General features: G+C 54.1%; 18 protein-coding genes. 14 read left to right on the top strand and 4 right to left on the bottom strand.

The annotated features are described in order from the left end of the window. Window positions 1–381: 381 nt before the first annotated feature. From rpoE to acpS, 11 genes are all read left to right on the top strand, one after another. On the top strand, window positions 382–957 hold the full coding sequence (gene rpoE / locus H650_RS07820; RefSeq protein ID WP_000003307.1) for an RNA polymerase sigma factor RpoE: 576 nt from the start codon (window positions 382–384) through the stop codon (window positions 955–957). Window positions 958–988: 31 nt separating this feature from the next. Next, window positions 989–1,639, top strand: a complete 651-nt coding sequence (gene rseA, locus H650_RS07815; RefSeq protein WP_020454752.1) for an anti-sigma-E factor RseA — start codon at window positions 989–991, stop codon at window positions 1,637–1,639. Then, complete coding sequence (gene rseB, locus H650_RS07810) at window positions 1,639–2,592, top strand: sigma-E factor regulatory protein RseB (RefSeq protein WP_020454751.1); 954 nt, start codon at window positions 1,639–1,641, stop codon at window positions 2,590–2,592. Before rseA ends, rseB begins: the two co-directional genes overlap by 1 nt. After that, on the top strand, window positions 2,589–3,068 hold the full coding sequence (rseC, locus tag H650_RS07805; protein WP_020454750.1) for a SoxR-reducing system protein RseC: 480 nt from the start codon (window positions 2,589–2,591) through the stop codon (window positions 3,066–3,068). Before rseB ends, rseC begins: the two co-directional genes overlap by 4 nt. Window positions 3,069–3,224: 156 nt before the next feature. Continuing rightward, on the top strand, window positions 3,225–5,024 hold the full coding sequence (gene lepA / locus H650_RS07800; RefSeq protein ID WP_020454749.1) for a translation elongation factor 4: 1,800 nt from the start codon (window positions 3,225–3,227) through the stop codon (window positions 5,022–5,024). Between the two features lie 15 nt (window positions 5,025–5,039). Further along, window positions 5,040–6,014 carry a signal peptidase I gene (lepB, locus tag H650_RS07795; RefSeq protein ID WP_020454748.1) on the top strand — a complete coding sequence of 325 codons (975 nt, stop codon included), beginning with the start codon at window positions 5,040–5,042 and terminating at the stop codon, window positions 6,012–6,014. Between the two features lie 210 nt (window positions 6,015–6,224). Further along, window positions 6,225–6,905 (top strand): ribonuclease III, encoded by a 681-nt coding sequence (gene rnc, locus H650_RS07790; protein WP_044489704.1) that lies wholly within the window; start codon window positions 6,225–6,227, stop codon window positions 6,903–6,905. Continuing rightward, on the top strand, window positions 6,902–7,807 hold the full coding sequence (gene era, locus H650_RS07785) for a GTPase Era (RefSeq protein ID WP_020454746.1): 906 nt from the start codon (window positions 6,902–6,904) through the stop codon (window positions 7,805–7,807). The genes rnc and era overlap by 4 nt, the downstream gene beginning before the upstream one ends. Before the next feature lie 134 nt (window positions 7,808–7,941). Beyond that, window positions 7,942–8,649 (top strand): DNA repair protein RecO, encoded by a 708-nt coding sequence (gene recO, locus H650_RS07780; protein ID WP_017459036.1) that lies wholly within the window; start codon window positions 7,942–7,944, stop codon window positions 8,647–8,649. 66 nt (window positions 8,650–8,715) lie between these two features. Continuing rightward, the gene (gene pdxJ / locus H650_RS07775; protein ID WP_017459035.1) at window positions 8,716–9,447 is read left to right on the top strand and encodes a pyridoxine 5'-phosphate synthase; all 732 of its coding nucleotides are present in this window, start codon (window positions 8,716–8,718) and stop codon (window positions 9,445–9,447) included. Further along, a complete protein-coding gene (gene acpS, locus H650_RS07770; protein ID WP_017459034.1) occupies window positions 9,447–9,827 on the top strand; it encodes a holo-ACP synthase in 381 nt (126 codons plus the stop codon). The genes pdxJ and acpS overlap by 1 nt, the downstream gene beginning before the upstream one ends. Here acpS and H650_RS07765 read toward each other — a convergent pair. Further along, complete coding sequence (locus H650_RS07765; RefSeq protein ID WP_017459033.1) at window positions 9,824–10,084, bottom strand: YfhL family 4Fe-4S dicluster ferredoxin; 261 nt, start codon at window positions 10,082–10,084, stop codon at window positions 9,824–9,826. The genes acpS and H650_RS07765 overlap by 4 nt on opposite strands. A gap of 348 nt (window positions 10,085–10,432) precedes the next feature. Between H650_RS07765 and H650_RS07760 the strand changes: the two genes are divergently transcribed. Continuing rightward, window positions 10,433–11,731, top strand: a complete 1,299-nt coding sequence (locus H650_RS07760; protein ID WP_110093605.1) for an SGNH/GDSL hydrolase family protein — start codon at window positions 10,433–10,435, stop codon at window positions 11,729–11,731. Window positions 11,732–11,766: 35 nt separating this feature from the next. Here H650_RS07760 and H650_RS07755 read toward each other — a convergent pair whose 3' ends face one another. Next, window positions 11,767–12,615, bottom strand: a complete 849-nt coding sequence (locus H650_RS07755; protein WP_020454744.1) for a MurR/RpiR family transcriptional regulator — start codon at window positions 12,613–12,615, stop codon at window positions 11,767–11,769. Window positions 12,616–12,745: 130 nt separating this feature from the next. Then, entirely contained in the window at window positions 12,746–13,990 is a 1,245-nt protein-coding gene (locus tag H650_RS07750) for an MFS transporter (protein WP_044489703.1), read from the bottom strand. A 193-nt stretch (window positions 13,991–14,183) separates the two neighbouring features. Between H650_RS07750 and yfhb the strand changes: the two genes are divergently transcribed. Both yfhb and tadA read left to right on the top strand, forming a co-directional pair. Next, window positions 14,184–14,819 carry a phosphatidylglycerophosphatase C gene (yfhb, locus tag H650_RS07745; RefSeq protein WP_020454742.1) on the top strand — a complete coding sequence of 212 codons (636 nt, stop codon included), beginning with the start codon at window positions 14,184–14,186 and terminating at the stop codon, window positions 14,817–14,819. 45 nt (window positions 14,820–14,864) lie between these two features. Beyond that, complete coding sequence (gene tadA / locus H650_RS07740) at window positions 14,865–15,389, top strand: tRNA adenosine(34) deaminase TadA (protein ID WP_174240595.1); 525 nt, start codon at window positions 14,865–14,867, stop codon at window positions 15,387–15,389. 19 nt (window positions 15,390–15,408) lie between these two features. On the opposite strand, the gene mltF is transcribed toward tadA, so the two are convergent. Further along, window positions 15,409–17,001: a membrane-bound lytic murein transglycosylase MltF gene (mltF, locus tag H650_RS07735; RefSeq protein ID WP_238328396.1), complete on the bottom strand. Its 1,593-nt coding sequence runs from the start codon at window positions 16,999–17,001 to the stop codon at window positions 15,409–15,411. Window positions 17,002–17,150: the final 149 nt, after the last annotated feature.

Here is a 17,150-nt window from a genome sequence, read left to right as displayed (position 1 = left end):
CCGTAAGCGGCAATTGATCACTGTTTTTTGTTGCTCTTGTATTAACGGCTAAACATGTCTGCGAGGATGAAAAGAGGTAACCGGAAAAAAGCTATTAATAAGCAGTTTGTTAGCGAGGGCGTATTAGAGATGAAAAAAAAGCGGTATTGCGTTACTCTCTGGCGGTCTTAAGGTCTTTTCTTTGAGAAAACACATTGTTCAAAGTTTGCGGACTTATAATGAGTGAGAATGAAAAGTCTGTGGAACGATGCACAAAAACAAAGGCGTGACGGAACTTTATCACATACTGCCCCTCTAACTGGCTGCTTGCTCATATAGTGCAGTATTGGAGTGGCGTTCTGGATACGCGTGGAAATTGGTTTTGGGGAGACTTTACCTCGGATGAGCGAGCAGTTAACGGATCAGGTCCTGGTCGAAAGGGTCCAGAAAGGAGATCAGAAAGCGTTTAACTTACTGGTGGTGCGCTACCAGCATAAAGTGGCGAGTCTGGTTTCCCGTTATGTCCCTTCGGGCGATGTGCCTGATGTCGTACAAGAGTCATTTATAAAAGCCTATCGCGCGCTTGATTCATTCAGGGGGGATAGCGCTTTTTATACCTGGCTGTACCGAATTGCGGTTAATACAGCGAAAAATTACCTGGTTGCCCAAGGGCGCAGGCCGCCATCCAGTGATGTGGACGCAATTGAAGCAGAAAACTTCGAAAGTGGCGGTGCACTGAAAGAAATTTCGAACCCTGAGAACTTAATGTTGTCAGAAGAACTGCGACAAATAGTTTTTCGTACCATTGAGTCACTCCCGGAAGATTTACGTATGGCAATTACGTTGCGGGAGCTGGATGGCCTGAGTTATGAAGAGATTGCGGCCATAATGGATTGTCCGGTAGGTACCGTTCGTTCGCGTATCTTCCGTGCGCGGGAAGCTATTGATAATAAAGTTCAACCGCTTATCAGGCGTTGACGATAGCGGGATACTGAAAAAGGTATTAGGCATGCAGAAAGAACAACTTTCCGCTTTAATGGATGGTGAAACGCTGGATAGTGAGCTGCTCGTTGAGTTGTCTCAGGATCCGGAAATGCAGAAAACCTGGGAGAGCTACCATCTCATCCGCGATTCCATACGTGGTGATACCGCCGATCTCCTCCATTTCGATATCTCAGCCCGAGTAATGGCCGCGATTGAGAATGACGCTGTTCAGGCGCCGGCGCCATTGATTCCTGAAGCTCAGCCCGCTCCTCACCAATGGCAGAAAATGCCGTTCTGGCACAAAGTTCGACCATGGGCCAGCCAGCTTACCCAGATGGGTGTTGCGGCATGCGTATCGCTTGCTGTAATTGTTGGCGTCCAGCACTATAATGGCTCGGCTGAATCAACCCAACAGCCCGAAGCGCCAGTGTTTAATACGCTGCCGATGATGGGCAAAGCCAGTCCGGTGAGTTTGGGTGTTCCGTCTGATGCGACGGCAAATGCCGGTCAGCAACAGCAGGTGCAGGAACAACGTCGTCGCATTAATGCGATGCTGCAGGATTATGAACTGCAACGCCGTCTGCACTCCGAACAGCTTCAGTTTGAGCAGGCGCAAACACAGCAAGCAGCTGTTCAGGTGCCAGGAAATCAAACTTTAGGAACGCAATCGCAGTAATGAAGCAACTTTGGTGTGCCATGTCTTTTGTGGCTACTGGCTTGTTCTTCTCTGTCAACGCCTCGGCTGATGTTTCGTCCGGGGCGTTGCTGCAGCAAATGAACGTGGCGAGCCAGTCGCTCAACTATGAACTCTCTTTTGTCAGCATCAATAAGCAGGGTGTTGAATCGTTACGCTACCGCCATGTGCGTCTTAACGATCAGCCGCTTGCACAGTTGTTGCAAATGGACGGCCCCCGCCGCGAAGTGGTACAGCGTGGCAATGAGATCAGCTACTTCGAACCGGGTCTTGAGCCTTTCACGCTCAACGGCAACTTCATCGTCGATTCACTGCCGTCGCTGGTTTATACCGACTTCAAACGTCTTTCTCCCTATTACGATTTCATCTCCGTGGGACGCACGCGCATTGCTGACCGGCTGTGCGAAGTGATCCGCGTTGTGGCGCGTGATGGCACCCGTTACAGCTATATTGTGTGGATGGATGAAGAAACCCGCCTGCCGATGCGCGTTGATTTGCTTGATCGTGATGGTGAAACCCTTGAACAGTTCCGCGTTATTGCTGTCACCGTCAACGGCCAGGTGACCAACAGCATGCAAACACTGGCGAAAGCCAGTTTGCCGCCGCTGCTTTCACTTCCGGCTGGCGATAACGTCGTGTTTAACTGGGAACCGGCCTGGTTGCCACAAGGGTTTAGCGAAGTCTCCAGCAGCCGTCGCCAACTGCCAACCATGGATATGCCCGTTGAATCCCGCCTCTATTCCGACGGCTTGTTCAGCTTCTCCGTTAACGTTAACCGTGCTAATCAGAACAGCGCCGATCAGATGCTGCGCACCGGTCGACGCACCGTGAGCACGACGGTTCGTGATAACGCTGAAATCACGGTTGTCGGTGAATTGCCGCCGCAAACCGCAAAACGTATTGCGGACAGTCTCAAATTTAAGGCCGCACAATGATAAAAGAGTGGGCGACCGTCGTTTCCTGGCAAAATGGTAACGCGCTGGTCGAATGTGATGTCAAAGCTTCCTGTAGCAGTTGCGCTTCGCGTGCCGGTTGCGGCAGCCGCGTGCTGAATAAACTCGGTCCGCAAACCACGCATACCATTGCCGTGCCCAGTGCCGAGCCGTTAGTTGCCGGGCAGAAAGTTGAATTAGGCATCGCCGAGAGCAGCCTGCTGGGCTCCGCGGTACTGGTCTATATGTCGCCGCTGGTAGGCTTGTTTGTCATGGGCGCCATTTTCCAGGCGCTCTTCGGCCAGGATCTCGCAGCGCTTTGCGGCGCAGTGCTTGGCGGCGTCGGCGGTTTTTTACTGGCCCGTGGTTTGTCGCCAAAGCTTGCCACGCGCAGCGAATGGCAGCCGGTTATTCTCAGCGTCGGCCTGCCTCCGGATCTTATCCGCGTCGACAACGCATCCGCTGAACGCCAGCCGTAATATCCTCTTAAAGTCTTACGATAATAGCGATACTTTTCTGCCTGGTATCAGCATTTCCCCGCATTGTTGTTGTAGTGTAGAATGCGGCGTTTCAGTACATTGACGTCAGGCGCGTACAGGCCTCTTAGTTACTCGTAAGGCATAAAAACTCACTATATGAAGAATATTCGTAACTTTTCGATCATCGCTCACATCGACCACGGTAAGTCGACGCTGTCTGACCGTATCATCCAGATTTGCGGTGGTCTTTCCGATCGCGAAATGGAAGCCCAGGTTCTTGATTCCATGGATCTTGAACGTGAGCGCGGCATTACCATTAAAGCGCAAAGTGTCACGCTGGATTACAAAGCCAACAATGGCGAAACCTACCAGCTGAACTTTATCGATACCCCCGGTCACGTTGACTTCTCCTACGAGGTTTCCCGTTCGCTCGCCGCCTGCGAAGGCGCCCTGCTGGTGGTGGATGCGGGCCAGGGCGTGGAAGCGCAGACGCTGGCAAACTGCTATACCGCCATCGAGATGGATCTGGAAGTCGTACCGGTACTGAATAAGATCGATCTGCCAGCTGCCGATCCTGAGCGTGTTGCAGAAGAAATTGAAGACATTGTTGGCATCGACGCCACCGATGCGGTGCGCTGCTCGGCGAAAACCGGCGTGGGCGTGCCCGATGTGCTGGAACGCCTGGTGCGTGACATTCCGCCGCCGGAAGGCGATCCGGAGGCGCCATTGCAGGCGCTGATCATCGACTCCTGGTTCGATAACTACCTTGGCGTGGTTTCTCTGGTGCGTATCAAAAATGGCACCATGCGCAAAGGCGACAAAATTAAGGTGATGAGTACCGGGCAGGTTTATAACGCCGACCGCCTGGGGATTTTCACGCCGAAACAGGTTGATCGCACCGAACTGAAGTGTGGCGAAGTAGGCTGGCTGGTTTGTGCGATTAAAGACATTCTCGGCGCGCCAGTGGGCGATACCCTGACTTCCTCCCGTAACCCGGCAGATAAAGCGCTGCCAGGCTTTAAGAAGGTCAAACCGCAGGTTTATGCCGGTCTGTTCCCGGTCAGCTCTGACGATTACGAAAACTTCCGCGATGCGCTCGGCAAACTGAGCCTCAACGACGCCTCGTTGTTCTATGAACCGGAAAGTTCCACCGCGCTGGGCTTTGGTTTCCGCTGCGGCTTCCTCGGTCTGCTGCATATGGAGATCATCCAGGAGCGTCTTGAGCGTGAATACGATCTGGATCTGATCACAACCGCACCGACCGTGGTCTACGAAGTGCAGACCACCAATAAAGAAGTGGTTTACGTCGATAGCCCGTCTAAGCTGCCGCCGCTGAACAACATTGACGAGCTGCGCGAGCCTATCGCCGAGTGTCACATGCTGCTGCCGCAGGAGTACCTTGGCAACGTTATCACGCTGTGCGTAGAGAAACGTGGTGTGCAGACCAACATGGTTTACCACGGCAACCAGGTTGCGCTGACTTACGAAATTCCGATGGCGGAAGTGGTGCTGGACTTCTTCGATCGTCTGAAGTCAACGTCGCGCGGTTATGCGTCACTCGATTACAACTTCAAGCGTTTCCAGGCCTCTAACATGGTGCGTGTGGACGTGCTGATCAACGGTGAGCGTGTGGATGCGCTGGCGCTGATCACCCATAACGATAACGCCCCGTACCGTGGCCGTGAGCTGGTCGAGAAAATGAAAGAACTGATCCCGCGTCAGCAGTTTGATATCGCGATTCAGGCGGCGATCGGTAACCACATTATTGCCCGTTCGACAGTCAAACAGCTGCGTAAAAACGTGCTGGCGAAATGCTACGGCGGTGACGTGAGCCGTAAGAAAAAGCTGCTGCAGAAACAGAAAGAAGGTAAGAAACGCATGAAGCAGGTCGGCAACGTCGAACTGCCGCAGGAAGCGTTCCTTGCCATTCTGCATGTGGGCAAAGATAGCAAATAATCCTAAGGAGTTGGCATGGCGAACATGTTTGCCCTGATCCTGGTGATCGCGACACTGGTGACGGGTTTTTTATGGTGCCTGGATAAATTTATTTTTGCACCAAAACGCCGGGAACGTCAGGCCGCTGCGCAAGTTGCGACAGGCGATGCGCTTGATGCAAAAACGCTGAAGAAGATCGGTCCGAAGCCTGGCTGGCTGGAAACCGGTGCGTCCGTATTCCCGGTGCTGGCTATTGTGCTGGTGGTGCGTTCGTTTATTTACGAACCGTTCCAGATCCCATCTGGTTCAATGATGCCAACGCTGCTTATCGGTGATTTCATTCTGGTGGAGAAGTTTGCCTATGGAATTAAAGATCCGATCTACCAGAAAACGCTGATTGAAACCGGTCATCCGAAACGCGGTGACATTGCGGTATTTAAATACCCGGACGATCCGCGTCTGGATTACATCAAGCGTGTGGTTGGCGTACCGGGCGATAAAGTGACTTACGACCCGGTGACTAAACAAGTGACCGTGCAGCCGAACTGCAGCTCTGGTCAGGCTTGCGGTAGCGCTTTGCCTATCACTTACAGCAACGTTGAAGAGAGCGATTTTGTGCAGACCTTCGGACGTCGCTCCGGTGGTGAGGCAAGCAGCGGTTTCTTCCAGTTACCGAAAGGCCAGTCCCTGCCGGATGGCGTACGTTTAACCGAGCGTAAAGAGACGCTGGGGGATGTGACGCACCGCATTCTGACCGTGCCTATCGCGCAGGATCAACTGGGGATCTACTATCGTCAGCAGAGCCAGCCGCTGGCTACCTGGATTGTGCCGCCGGGCCATTACTTTATGATGGGCGACAACCGCGATAACAGCGCAGACAGCCGCTACTGGGGCTTTGTGCCGGAAGCGAACCTGGTTGGCCGTGCCACGGCAATCTGGATGAGTTTCGAAAAACAAGAAGGTGAATGGCCGACAGGCGTACGCCTGAATCGTATCGGCGGAATTCATTAATTAACCAGGGCGCAATCAACGCGATTGCGCCCTTAATTATTTCCAATATTATTCCCACCAGACTAACGACAACCCCGGTCGTTGCGTATAGAATATTCCCCCGAAGTTTAAGGCTGGTTCCCCCGGGCGCCACAGCACACGAAACCGCGTTGGTTTTCTCAGGTCGGTTTCGTGTGCTGCATTGTTGACGCATTTATTTATTGGTATCGCATGAACCCCATCGTAATTAATCGGCTTCAACGGAAGCTGGGCTACACTTTTCAACATCAGGATCTGTTGCAGCAGGCATTAACCCACCGCAGCGCCAGTAGCAAACATAACGAGCGTCTCGAATTTCTCGGTGACTCTATTTTAAGTTATGTGATTGCTAACGCGCTCTATCATCGTTTCCCGCGTGTGGACGAAGGTGATATGAGCCGCATGCGCGCGACGCTGGTGCGTGGAAATACGCTGGCGGAGATTGCCCGCGAATTCGAACTGGGTGAATGTCTGCGCTTAGGGCCGGGCGAACTGAAAAGCGGCGGTTTTCGCCGTGAATCCATTCTGGCAGACACCGTTGAGGCGTTAATTGGCGGGGTGTTTCTTGATAGCGATATTCAGACCGTCGAACAATTAATTCTGAGCTGGTATCAAACGCGCCTTGATGAAATCAGTCCTGGTGATAAACAAAAAGATCCGAAAACGCGCCTGCAGGAGTTTCTGCAGGGTCGCCATCTGCCGCTGCCGTCTTATCTGGTGGTGCAGGTGCGCGGCGAAGCGCACGATCAGGAATTTACTATCCACTGCCAGGTCAGCGGCCTGAGTGAACCGGTGGTTGGCACAGGTTCCAGCCGTCGCAAGGCGGAGCAGGCTGCCGCCGAACAGGCGCTGAAAAAACTGGAGCTGGAATGAGCGAAGAAAAAACCTATTGCGGATTTATTGCCATCGTCGGACGTCCCAACGTTGGCAAATCCACCTTGTTGAATAATCTGCTTGGGCAGAAGATTTCCATCACCTCTCGTAAGGCGCAGACCACGCGCCACCGCATCGTCGGTATCCATACTGAGGGCGCGTATCAGGCGATTTACGTCGATACCCCAGGCCTGCACATGGAAGAGAAACGTGCCATCAACCGTCTGATGAACAAAGCTGCCAGCAGCTCCATCGGTGACGTTGAACTGGTCATTTTCGTTGTGGAAGGCACCCGCTGGACGCCGGATGACGAAATGGTGCTGAACAAGCTGCGTGACGGCAAAACGCCGGTGATCCTCGCGGTCAACAAAGTGGACAACGTGCAGGAGAAAGCCGATCTGCTGCCGCACCTGCAGTGGCTGGGCAGCCAGATGAACTTCCTCGATATCGTGCCGCTGTCTGCCGAGACTGGTCTGAACGTTGATACCATCGCGGGCATCGTGCGCAAGCATCTGCCGGAAGCGGTGCATCACTTCCCGGAAGATTACGTGACCGACCGCTCACAGCGCTTTATGGCCTCGGAAATCATCCGCGAAAAACTGATGCGTTTCCTCGGTGCGGAACTGCCGTACTCGGTCACCGTGGAGATCGAACAGTTCGTGACCAACGAACGCGGTGGTTACGACATCAACGGGTTGATCCTTGTTGAGCGCGAAGGGCAGAAGAAGATGGTGATTGGCAACAAAGGTGCCAAAATCAAAACCATCGGTATTGAAGCCCGTAAAGATATGGAAGAGATGTTCGAAGCCAAAGTTCACCTGGAACTGTGGGTGAAAGTGAAATCCGGCTGGGCCGACGACGAACGCGCGTTGCGTAGTCTCGGTTACGTAGACGATCTCTAAGAATCTGCTCTCTATGGCTCCCGGGTTGCAGGCAAACTGCCAGGTTGTGAGTGTTCAGGTGCTTGCTCGAATAAGCGCTCTGGATGTGCGGATGAAGCCAGCGCTGCTGCGGCCTGAAAGACGACGAGAATAATATGGAAGGCTGGCAGCGCGCTTTTGTTCTGCATAGTCGCCCGTGGAGCGAAACCAGCCTGATGCTGGACGTCTTCACGGAAGAGTCTGGCCGCGTGCGCCTTGTCGCCAAAGGCGCACGTTCCAAACGTTCTAATCTGAAGGGCGCATTACAGCCTTTCACCCCTCTGCTGGTGCGCTTTGGCGGGCGTGGCGAAGTCAAAACGCTGCGCAGCGCGGAAGCGGTATCGCTGGCACTGCCGCTCAGCGGCATCACGCTCTACAGCGGTCTCTACGTTAACGAACTTATCTCCCGCGTGCTTGAACACGAGACGCGCTTTTCTGAACTGTTTTTTGATTACCTGCACTGTATCCAGGCCCTGGCAGGTGTCACCAGCACGCCGGAACCGGTGCTGCGCCGTTTTGAACTGGCGCTGCTCGGGCATCTGGGTTATGGCGTTGATTTTCTCCACTGCGCCGGCAGCGGCGAGCCGGTCGATGATGTAATGACTTATCGTTACCGGGAAGAAAAGGGCTTTATTGCCAGTGTCGTAATAGATAACAGCACCTTTACCGGGCGGCATTTACGCGCACTGGCGGAGAGGGAGTTCCCGGATGCCGATACACTCCGCGCCGCAAAGCGCTTTACCCGTATCGCGTTAAAGCCGTATCTTGGAGGCAAACCGCTGAAAAGCCGGGAGCTGTTCCGGCAGTTCGTGCCAAAAAGATAGCAGAATAACAACCGCACTGACGCGGCGAAGCGCGCGTCAGTGCCTTTGAGAACATTGAGGATTGTCATGGCTGAATTACTGTTGGGCGTCAACATCGATCACATCGCCACACTGCGTAACGCGCGCGGGACGGCCTATCCGGACCCGGTACAGGCCGCTTTTATCGCCGAGCAAGCAGGCGCTGATGGCATCACGGTGCATTTGCGTGAAGATCGTCGTCATATTACTGACCGCGACGTGCGCATTCTGCGCCAGACTTTGCACACCCGAATGAATCTGGAAATGGCGGTGACCGAAGAAATGCTGGCGATTGCCTGTGAAACCAAACCGCATTTTTGCTGCCTGGTGCCGGAAAAACGCCAGGAAGTCACCACCGAAGGCGGGCTGGATGTGGCCGGGCAACGCGAGAAAATGCGCGACGCCTGCCAGCGACTGGCGCAGGCGGGCATCCTGGTGTCGTTGTTTATCGATGCTGATGCTGAGCAGATCAAAGCGGCGGCAGAGGTTGGCGCACCGTACATCGAAATTCACACTGGTTGCTACGCGGATGCTAAAAGCGATGCCGATCAGGCAAAAGAGCTCGAACGCATTGCTAAAGCGGCGACCTACGCAGCAAGCCTTGGCCTGAAAGTTAACGCCGGACACGGCCTGACCTATCACAACGTCAAAGCCATTGCCGCGCTGCCGGAAATGCATGAGCTGAACATCGGCCACGCCATTATTGGCCGCGCGGTGATGAGCGGCCTGAAAGAGGCGGTAGCAGAGATGAAACGGTTGATGCTGGAAGCGCGCGCGTAATGGCGATTCTGGGATTAGGTACGGATATCGTCGAGATAGCCCGCATCGAAGCGGTGGTCGCCCGCAGTGGCGATCGCCTGGCTAAACGGGTGCTGAGCGACAACGAGTGGGCGCTGTATCAGGCGCATCAGCAGCCGGTGCGCTTCCTGGCGAAACGCTTTGCGGTCAAAGAAGCGGCGGCAAAAGCCTTAGGCACGGGGATCCGTAACGGGCTGGCGTTTAATCAGTTCGAAGTGTTTAACGATGCGCTGGGCAAACCGAGCCTGCGCCTTTGGGATGAAGCACTGCGGATGGCGGAGCAGATGGGCGTGCGCGCAATGCACGTGACGCTGGCGGATGAACGCCATTACGCCTGCGCGACGGTGATTATCGAGAGCTAAATCTTATCTGCGTGGTGCATCAGGACAAACTTGTCCCACAACTGTTCTTCAGTTTCCACATGCGCTGGATCTTTGAGGATGGTATTGGGTATCGGGCACACTTTCTGGCAAGTCGGGGTTTCGTAATGGCCGACGCACTCGGTACACCGATCGCTGTTGATTTCATAAATGCTGTCGCCCATCGAAATGGCTTCGTTCGGACATTCCGGTTCGCACATGTCGCAATTGATGCAGCGTTTTGTAATGAGTAAAGCCATTTCAAAGAATTACCGTCAAATCTGGATGCTATCTGGAAACTACTGGATGTTAACCGGCGCACTTTACCACAGAAACCGGATAGCCCCAATCACGATGATGTTTTTGCGCACAAAAGTGGCGCGGGACAATCTTTCTACTCCCTCCTGAGACGTTTTGGCGAATGTTCTTAATCAAACATAAGAAAAGCGTCATTGACCGGAGAATATTTCTGCGCTGAAAATATAAATAACACACGGGCAGAATAGAGTGCGGTGTCTTTTTATTGATTAAGAATGATCACCACGTCTCTGATATATGAATGTTGCTCTATTTTAGCGCGGCCTGGCAGGGATAATTAATAAGGGATTATGATGGAAAGAGCGAAATTATATATCGCATTTATTGCCAGTATCACAAGCGGGATGGCGAATGCGGCGAATGAATATACCTATACAACGCCGGTACCGCCTGCGTATGAATCCTCCGCAAACCAGCGTGCGTTGCGGACAAACGACGAGACGTCAACCTATATCAAATGTGTGTATAACATCGATAATCAGGATCAAAGTAATCCTGCCTCATCCTGGATATGGGCACGTGACGGGAGTAACTACCTGAAGCTGCGCGGATATTGGTATAGCACCACGCCGCTGGCAAATATGTTTTATAGCGAATCATCCTACGCAAACCTGGTAAATATCTGCCGGAGCACGTTGAAGGCCAGCAATATTAATGCGCAGACCGTTATTCCTTATGCTTCCGATTACGCGCTCTCCTGGTATTATATGATTTGGCATCAGGGGCAGGCGCAACCGGCGATACTGTTTGGCAATAATAAAATTGATCGCATGGTCATATTTGGCGACAGCCTTAGCGATACGATTAATGTTTATAACGGCTCATACGGCACGGTTCCAAATCACGCATCGTGGTTTCTTGGTCATTTTTCTAATGGCAAAGTCTGGCACGAATATCTGGCCGGTTCACTTAATTTACCGGGCTATGTATGGGCGACAGCCAATGCGGAAAGCGGTGAGAAACCGTTATTTAACGGTTTTGATAAGCAGCTGGATTCTTTCAGCGCTTATCTGAGTAAAACAGAGAATTATGACATCGCGCAGACCCTGTTTACGGTGCTGTTTGGCGGTAATGATTTTATCACTGGCGCAAAAACGCCGGACGATATCATCGCTACTTACCGCATACAGCTGGCGCGTCTGGCGGCACTGGGAGCGCAGCATATCGCGATATTCAGGCTGCCTGATTTCTCTGTCATTCCTGGTGTCGCTACCTGGACACCAGCGGAAAAAGAGGCGCTAAAAAACAAATCAGAGAAGTTTAACCAGCAGCTGGACCACCTGCTCGGCGAATTACGCACCGCGTATCCGAAAGCGAATTTTTTCACCGTCAAACTGGATAGCGCATTTAATGATCTGCTCAGTGAAAGCGGTAAATATGGCTTTGTTAATACCAGCGAAACTTGCCTGGATATCTCCGCTTCCGGCATCTCTTACGCCACAGGTGTCGCGGTGAAGCAGGCATGTAAAACGGCGAACGGGGCGTTTGTTTTCTGGGACAATATGCACCCGACCACCAAAACCCATGCTCTGCTCGCAGAAATGATACGCGAGGAGATAGTGCAACATCTGACCAGCGACGGCGAGTAACCGCGCTAAGGCACCTCGTCCGTCAGGACGGGAGGCTACACCAGTTTTTTCACCAGTTCTTCGCTATGGCGAATACGCTCCGGCGCATGCTCAAGATCCTGCTGTACCAGCGCCATAAACAGTAAATCCGTGAGCATCATTTGCGCGCTGGTGGAAGAAATCGCCGCGCTGCGTGTCGCTTGCTCTTCCGCGATGGTGTACAGGCAGTGCGTGGCCCGCTGCTGTAATGCGTTCGGCGTGAAGCCGGTTATGGCGAGGATCTTGCCGCCAACGCGCAGTGTCTCATCGGCCGCCATGTTGATTTCTCGGCGTTCGCCGCTATAAGAGACCGGCAGCAACAGATCGCCCGGCTCCATCGCCTGCACGGTTGCCAGCAGCGCGTGCATATCCTGCTCGACCACGGCGTTAACGCCGATTTTCATCAGTTTCCAGCCAAAATTACGGGCGACCAGCCCGGAAGCGCCGATGCCCGTCAGGATAATACGCCGCGCTTCGCGCAGCAGTCGCACGCTCTCCAGCAGTTTCTCCTCGCTGTTAACATCGAGCGAGGCATGCATGGCGCTCTGGTACTCTTTAATCAGCTTTTCGCCCACCACCCGCAGCGGATCATCACCACGGATCTGGTTATGTACCGGCATAGACCACGGATTGCTATTGCTGGCTAACGCTTCGCTGATCGCCAGTTTCATCGCCGGAAAGCCTTTGAAATCCATCTTCTGGGCAAATTTCACCACGCTGGACTGGCTGACGCCTGCTTCAGCGGCCAGCTGTTGCGAACTCAAATGACGGGCGCGATCGGGATTTTCCAGCAGAAATTCCGCCAGCTTTTTATCGCTCTGCGCAAGGCCTGGGTAGCGCTGGCGAATGCGGATTAGACAATTCATAAGATCTCCGGGAGCAAACCCATCCGCGATATTTTGCCGATGAATGAATTTAATATTCCAGTAATAGATTGCGATTATGAATTAAAAATTCTTTTAGCACAAAATATCCCTGAATGGGTTTTGACAGCGATCAAGAGGATCCGCTGAGGCTGCGTTGTTTAACCTTCGGTGAATTATCGAGCAGACGAATTGCCGGAATAAAACTGGCACCTGCGCAGGCAATGACCACCGCGATTGCCGAGGCGATCAGCACGTTGCTGCTACCAAAGTGCGTCGCCAGTGGCCCGGCGGCCAGCTCACCAACCGGAATGGCGATAAATGATCCCATTGCATCGTAGGCATAAACACGCGCCAGCTTCTCTGGCGGAATATGTGTTTGTAATGACTGCGCCCACGCCACGCCGAACAGGCCGAAACTGACGCCAGCGAGGAAAAACGCCGCCAGCAACCACGTTGTAGAAACATTTTGGCTGAGGAGATAGATCGGCACCGCGCATACGGCAACCAGCATCACGCCGATAAACAGATCGCGTCGCGGACGCCAGCGCAGCGCGAGGAATGAACCGACAATCAAGCCCACGCTCTGCGCGGCGACAATCATTCCCCAGCGCGTGCGGCCAAACGAGGTATCGGCAATGATCGGGCCGAGTACCATCACCACGCCGCTGAACGCGGCATTAATAATGGTGAACTGCACGACAATGGCCCACACCCAGGCGCGGCTGATGAACTCTTTCCAGCCATCGCGCAGATCTTGCAGGATATTGCTTTGCGCCGCTGTCTCCTGAATAGCGCCCATGCGAATGGCGAGATAAAGCGGAGCCGAGGCGGCAAAGCCCAGTGCGTCAATCGCCAGCCCCCAGCCAGGCCCGACGGCGCTGGTGAGGATGCCACCGAGCGACGCGCCGACGACCGTTCCGCTATAAATACCAAGCTGGATAAAGGCATTGGCTTCGCGCAGGTTATGCGCTGGCACCGTTTGCGGCACCAGCGCGGACGAAGCCGGCAGCGCGATCCCCGCCGCCGCGCCGTTAATCGTGCCGAGTATCGCGAGGAGCAGCACCGTCGCTGAACCGTCCAGCACCAGCCAGGCGACAACGCCTTGCGAACAGGCGGCGACCAGCGACGACAGCACCAGCACCTGGCTGCGTGAATAGCGATCGGCCAGCACACCGCCGACCAGCAAAAACGCCACGTTAAACAGTGAGCGAGCGGCCACCACAATACCGAGTTCGGTGGCGGAACCGCCAATGTCCAGCACCGCAAAAGCCAGCGCAATGGGGGCAATGCCGTTACCGAGCACCGTCAGCAGACGGGCAAAAAACAGATGGCGAAACGGGGCAAAATGAAAGGCGCGCGTATGTTGTGTTGTCATCAGGATCGCGGTGAAGTATAGGTTCGGGCCAGTGTAAAGCATCCTGGCTTTGCCAACATAGCCGCTGATTATTACAGGTATCGGTGACCGATTGTTACCGGAAAAGTGAGGGGCTATCTGTTAGGCTATTGAAAGAGCGATCGCCAGAAGGAGAGGCCCGGCGGTCGAAGGTTAACCAACAGAGGACTCCCATTTGGCTAACAGCGAGCGCCGCGTCGTCTTTTTTGATCTGGATGGTACCCTGCATCAGCAGGATATGTTTGGCACGTTTCTGCGTTACGTTTTGCGTCATCAGCCGTTAAATGCGTTGCTGGTGCTGCCTTTGTTGCCGGTGATTGCGGGCGGATTATTACTCAAAGGACGCGCCGCGCGCTGGCCAATGAGCTTGCTGCTGTGGGGCTGCACGTTTGGCCATAGCGAACGGCACCTGAATGCGTTGCAGCAGAAATTTGTCAGCTGGTTTCGTGAGCATGTTACCGCCTTCCCGGTCGTGCAAACGCGGTTAACCAACTATCTGGCGGCGTCCGATGCGGATATCTGGCTGATTACCGGCTCGCCGCAGCCGCTGGTGGAGCAGGTCTATTATGATACCCCGTGGCTCCCGCGCGTTAATCTGATAGCCAGCCAAATCAGCCGCCGCTACGGTGGCTGGGTGCTGACTATGCGCTGTCTCGGTCATGAAAAAGTCGCCCAGCTTGAACGCAAAATCGGTACCCCGTTGCGCCTCTACAGCGGTTACAGCGACAGCAAGCAAGACAACCCGTTGCTCTATTTTTGCCAGCACCGCTGGCGCGTGACGCCGCGTGGCGACTTGCAACAGCTCGAGTAGTGTCGAACCGATAACGGCTGTGTATAATGCGCTCCGCCTGAATTACTGGAGTATCTCGCTTTGTCCATTCCTGAACTGAATCACGACGTCTGGATGCGTCATGCGCTCACGCTGGCGAAACGTGCCTGGGAAGAGGGCGAAGTGCCGGTAGGCGCGGTGCTGGTGCATAACGGTCAGGTGATCGGCGAAGGCTGGAACCGGCCGATTGGCCGCCACGATCCTACCGCGCATGCGGAAATTATGGCGTTGCGCCAGGGTGGGCTGGTGCTGCAAAACTACCGTCTTATTGATACCACTTTATATGTCACGCTGGAGCCATGCGTTATGTGCGCGGGTGCCATGGTGCACAGCCGTATCGGTCAACTGGTTTTTGGTGCGCGGGATGCGAAAACCGGCGCGGCGGGATCGTTGATTGATGTGTTGCACCATCCGGGCATGAACCATCGGGTGGAGATAACCGAAGGCGTGTTACGCGACGAATGCGCCGCGATGCTGAGCGATTTCTTCCGCCAGCGTCGGCTGGAGAAGAAAGCCCTGAAAAAACCGGCTGGCGATCCTACAGCTTTTTAGCGCGTAGTGGCGTTAAGCGCTAGCGGTTAACTTTCAGCGGGTTTTGCACCAGCGCGTCGGACACCAGCAGCGGGTTACGCGGGAAGGCTTCATTAGCGGTTAACGCGCTAAAGGGCAGCACGCCGTAAGCCGGGCGATTTAATTCTTCTGTTGATACCGCCGGGTAACTCCTGGCCAGCTTCACTGCTTTTGCGGCCTCTTTCTCTTTTTCCAGCAAATAACCGACCAGGCTAATTTCATACTTACGAATATTTTCTACATAGGCATAGGCTTCGTGTCCGCGAGCGTAGCCGTACGTTAGCTTGCTGTAGTACTGTTTCTGGCTTAATAACGGCAGGCGCTGTTTCACGTCTGCCCAACTGTCCGGGTTGCCTTTGGTTTTCGCCGTTAACGCACGGGCATCCAGCATGTGCGCGTAGCCCATATTGTAAGCCGCCAGCGCGAACCAGATTTTTTCATCCTGCGGCACGGTGTCCGGCACTTTGCTCATCATGTCCACCAGGTAACGCGCGCCGCCGCTGATGCTTTGCTCGGCGTCAGTGCGATCGCTTAAACCTAAGCTCTGCGCCGTATTACGCGTCAGCATCATCAAGCCGCGAACGCCGGTGGGTGAAGTGGCCTGGGAGTCCCAGTGTGACTCCTGATAAGAGATGGCCGCTAACAGTCGCCAGTCGATCGCCTGGGCGTATTTTTCAAACAGCGGTTGCAGATCCGGCAGCACGCTATCGACGGCGCGTAAAAAGGTACGCGTGTCGACATAGTCAAAATCCTCGCCATGGCCGAGATATTTCTCCTCCAGCCGCGCAAGTGTGCCGTCTTCATTCATATAATTGAAAAAATCGAGCATCGCGGCCGACAGCGTATTATCGTCATCGCGCTTGCTAAACCAGGTGACGGGTTGCTCATCGGTAATATCCAGCGCCACCGCCAGCTCGGGGTGCACGCGCTGGAACAGGCTAATGGCGACCGAATCAGCGACGGTGTAGCTCAGTTTCCCGTCGACCACTTGTTGCAGCAACGCGGTCGTGCCGAGCTTTTCATCCACCGTCCAGCTTAACTCCGGGTACTTCTTCTCTTTTAATTCACGCAGATCGTCCAGGGCGACATGACCGGGAGCGATGGTTAACTGGCTGGCATTAACGGATTCCAGCGTACGGGGGCGGTAGCTGCCCACGCGGTACACCAGTTGCTGAGAAACCGAGTAGTAGACCGGCCCGGTTTGATAGTTCTTCACCCGTTCGCTGTTGTAGACCAACCCGGCGGCGAGCATATCGGCGTCGTCATTATCAAGGTCATCAAACAGTTGGCTGATATTCTGGCGCACCGTGACTTTCAGTTTGACGCCAAGGTAATCGGCGAAATGCTGCGCGAGATCGTAATCCAGCCCATACGTTTTGCCATCAACGGTGTTGTAAGTGAGCGGTGTGGCAACCGTACTGACGCGCAGCTCCCCACGAGCTTTGATCGCCGCGATGCGATTGTCGGCTTTGCCGAACCAGGGGATAGAAGGCCACAGGGCCGCTGCCAGCAGCAGGGTGACAATGCCGATGAGCAGATAATTAATCTTAAATTTTTTCAAGGAGTTAATTCTCTGCGCCGTGCTTTGCCTCAGAAGATTCTCGTGATGATAACAGTAAGGTTTGTCGGTGATTGAGCGGCATTCTGCGCAACAAAACGCCAGTTGGCAACTAATTAGAGCATTCGGCGACAGCTATTGTTAAAAATTGACGGCGATTTTATTTCGACGCAAACGGTTTCGTC

Origin of the sequence: Enterobacter sp. R4-368 (assembly GCF_000410515.1) — a bacterium.
GTDB lineage: Bacteria > Pseudomonadota > Gammaproteobacteria > Enterobacterales > Enterobacteriaceae > Kosakonia.
Note: the sequence above shows the minus strand (reverse complement) of the source record. Positions and strands in the feature narration are given on the sequence as shown.

Coding starts and splice junctions, on each gene's coding strand:
- rpoE (WP_000003307.1), top strand. CDS start 382: ATGAGCGAGCAGTTAACGGATCAGGTCCTGGTCGAAAGGGTCCAGAAA.
- rseA (WP_020454752.1), top strand. CDS start 989: ATGCAGAAAGAACAACTTTCCGCTTTAATGGATGGTGAAACGCTGGAT.
- rseB (WP_020454751.1), top strand. CDS start 1,639: ATGAAGCAACTTTGGTGTGCCATGTCTTTTGTGGCTACTGGCTTGTTC.
- rseC (WP_020454750.1), top strand. CDS start 2,589: ATGATAAAAGAGTGGGCGACCGTCGTTTCCTGGCAAAATGGTAACGCG.
- lepA (WP_020454749.1), top strand. CDS start 3,225: ATGAAGAATATTCGTAACTTTTCGATCATCGCTCACATCGACCACGGT.
- lepB (WP_020454748.1), top strand. CDS start 5,040: ATGGCGAACATGTTTGCCCTGATCCTGGTGATCGCGACACTGGTGACG.
- rnc (WP_044489704.1), top strand. CDS start 6,225: ATGAACCCCATCGTAATTAATCGGCTTCAACGGAAGCTGGGCTACACT.
- era (WP_020454746.1), top strand. CDS start 6,902: ATGAGCGAAGAAAAAACCTATTGCGGATTTATTGCCATCGTCGGACGT.
- recO (WP_017459036.1), top strand. CDS start 7,942: ATGGAAGGCTGGCAGCGCGCTTTTGTTCTGCATAGTCGCCCGTGGAGC.
- pdxJ (WP_017459035.1), top strand. CDS start 8,716: ATGGCTGAATTACTGTTGGGCGTCAACATCGATCACATCGCCACACTG.
- acpS (WP_017459034.1), top strand. CDS start 9,447: ATGGCGATTCTGGGATTAGGTACGGATATCGTCGAGATAGCCCGCATC.
- H650_RS07765 (WP_017459033.1), bottom strand. CDS start 10,084: ATGGCTTTACTCATTACAAAACGCTGCATCAATTGCGACATGTGCGAA.
- H650_RS07760 (WP_110093605.1), top strand. CDS start 10,433: ATGATGGAAAGAGCGAAATTATATATCGCATTTATTGCCAGTATCACA.
- H650_RS07755 (WP_020454744.1), bottom strand. CDS start 12,615: ATGAATTGTCTAATCCGCATTCGCCAGCGCTACCCAGGCCTTGCGCAG.
- H650_RS07750 (WP_044489703.1), bottom strand. CDS start 13,990: ATGACAACACAACATACGCGCGCCTTTCATTTTGCCCCGTTTCGCCAT.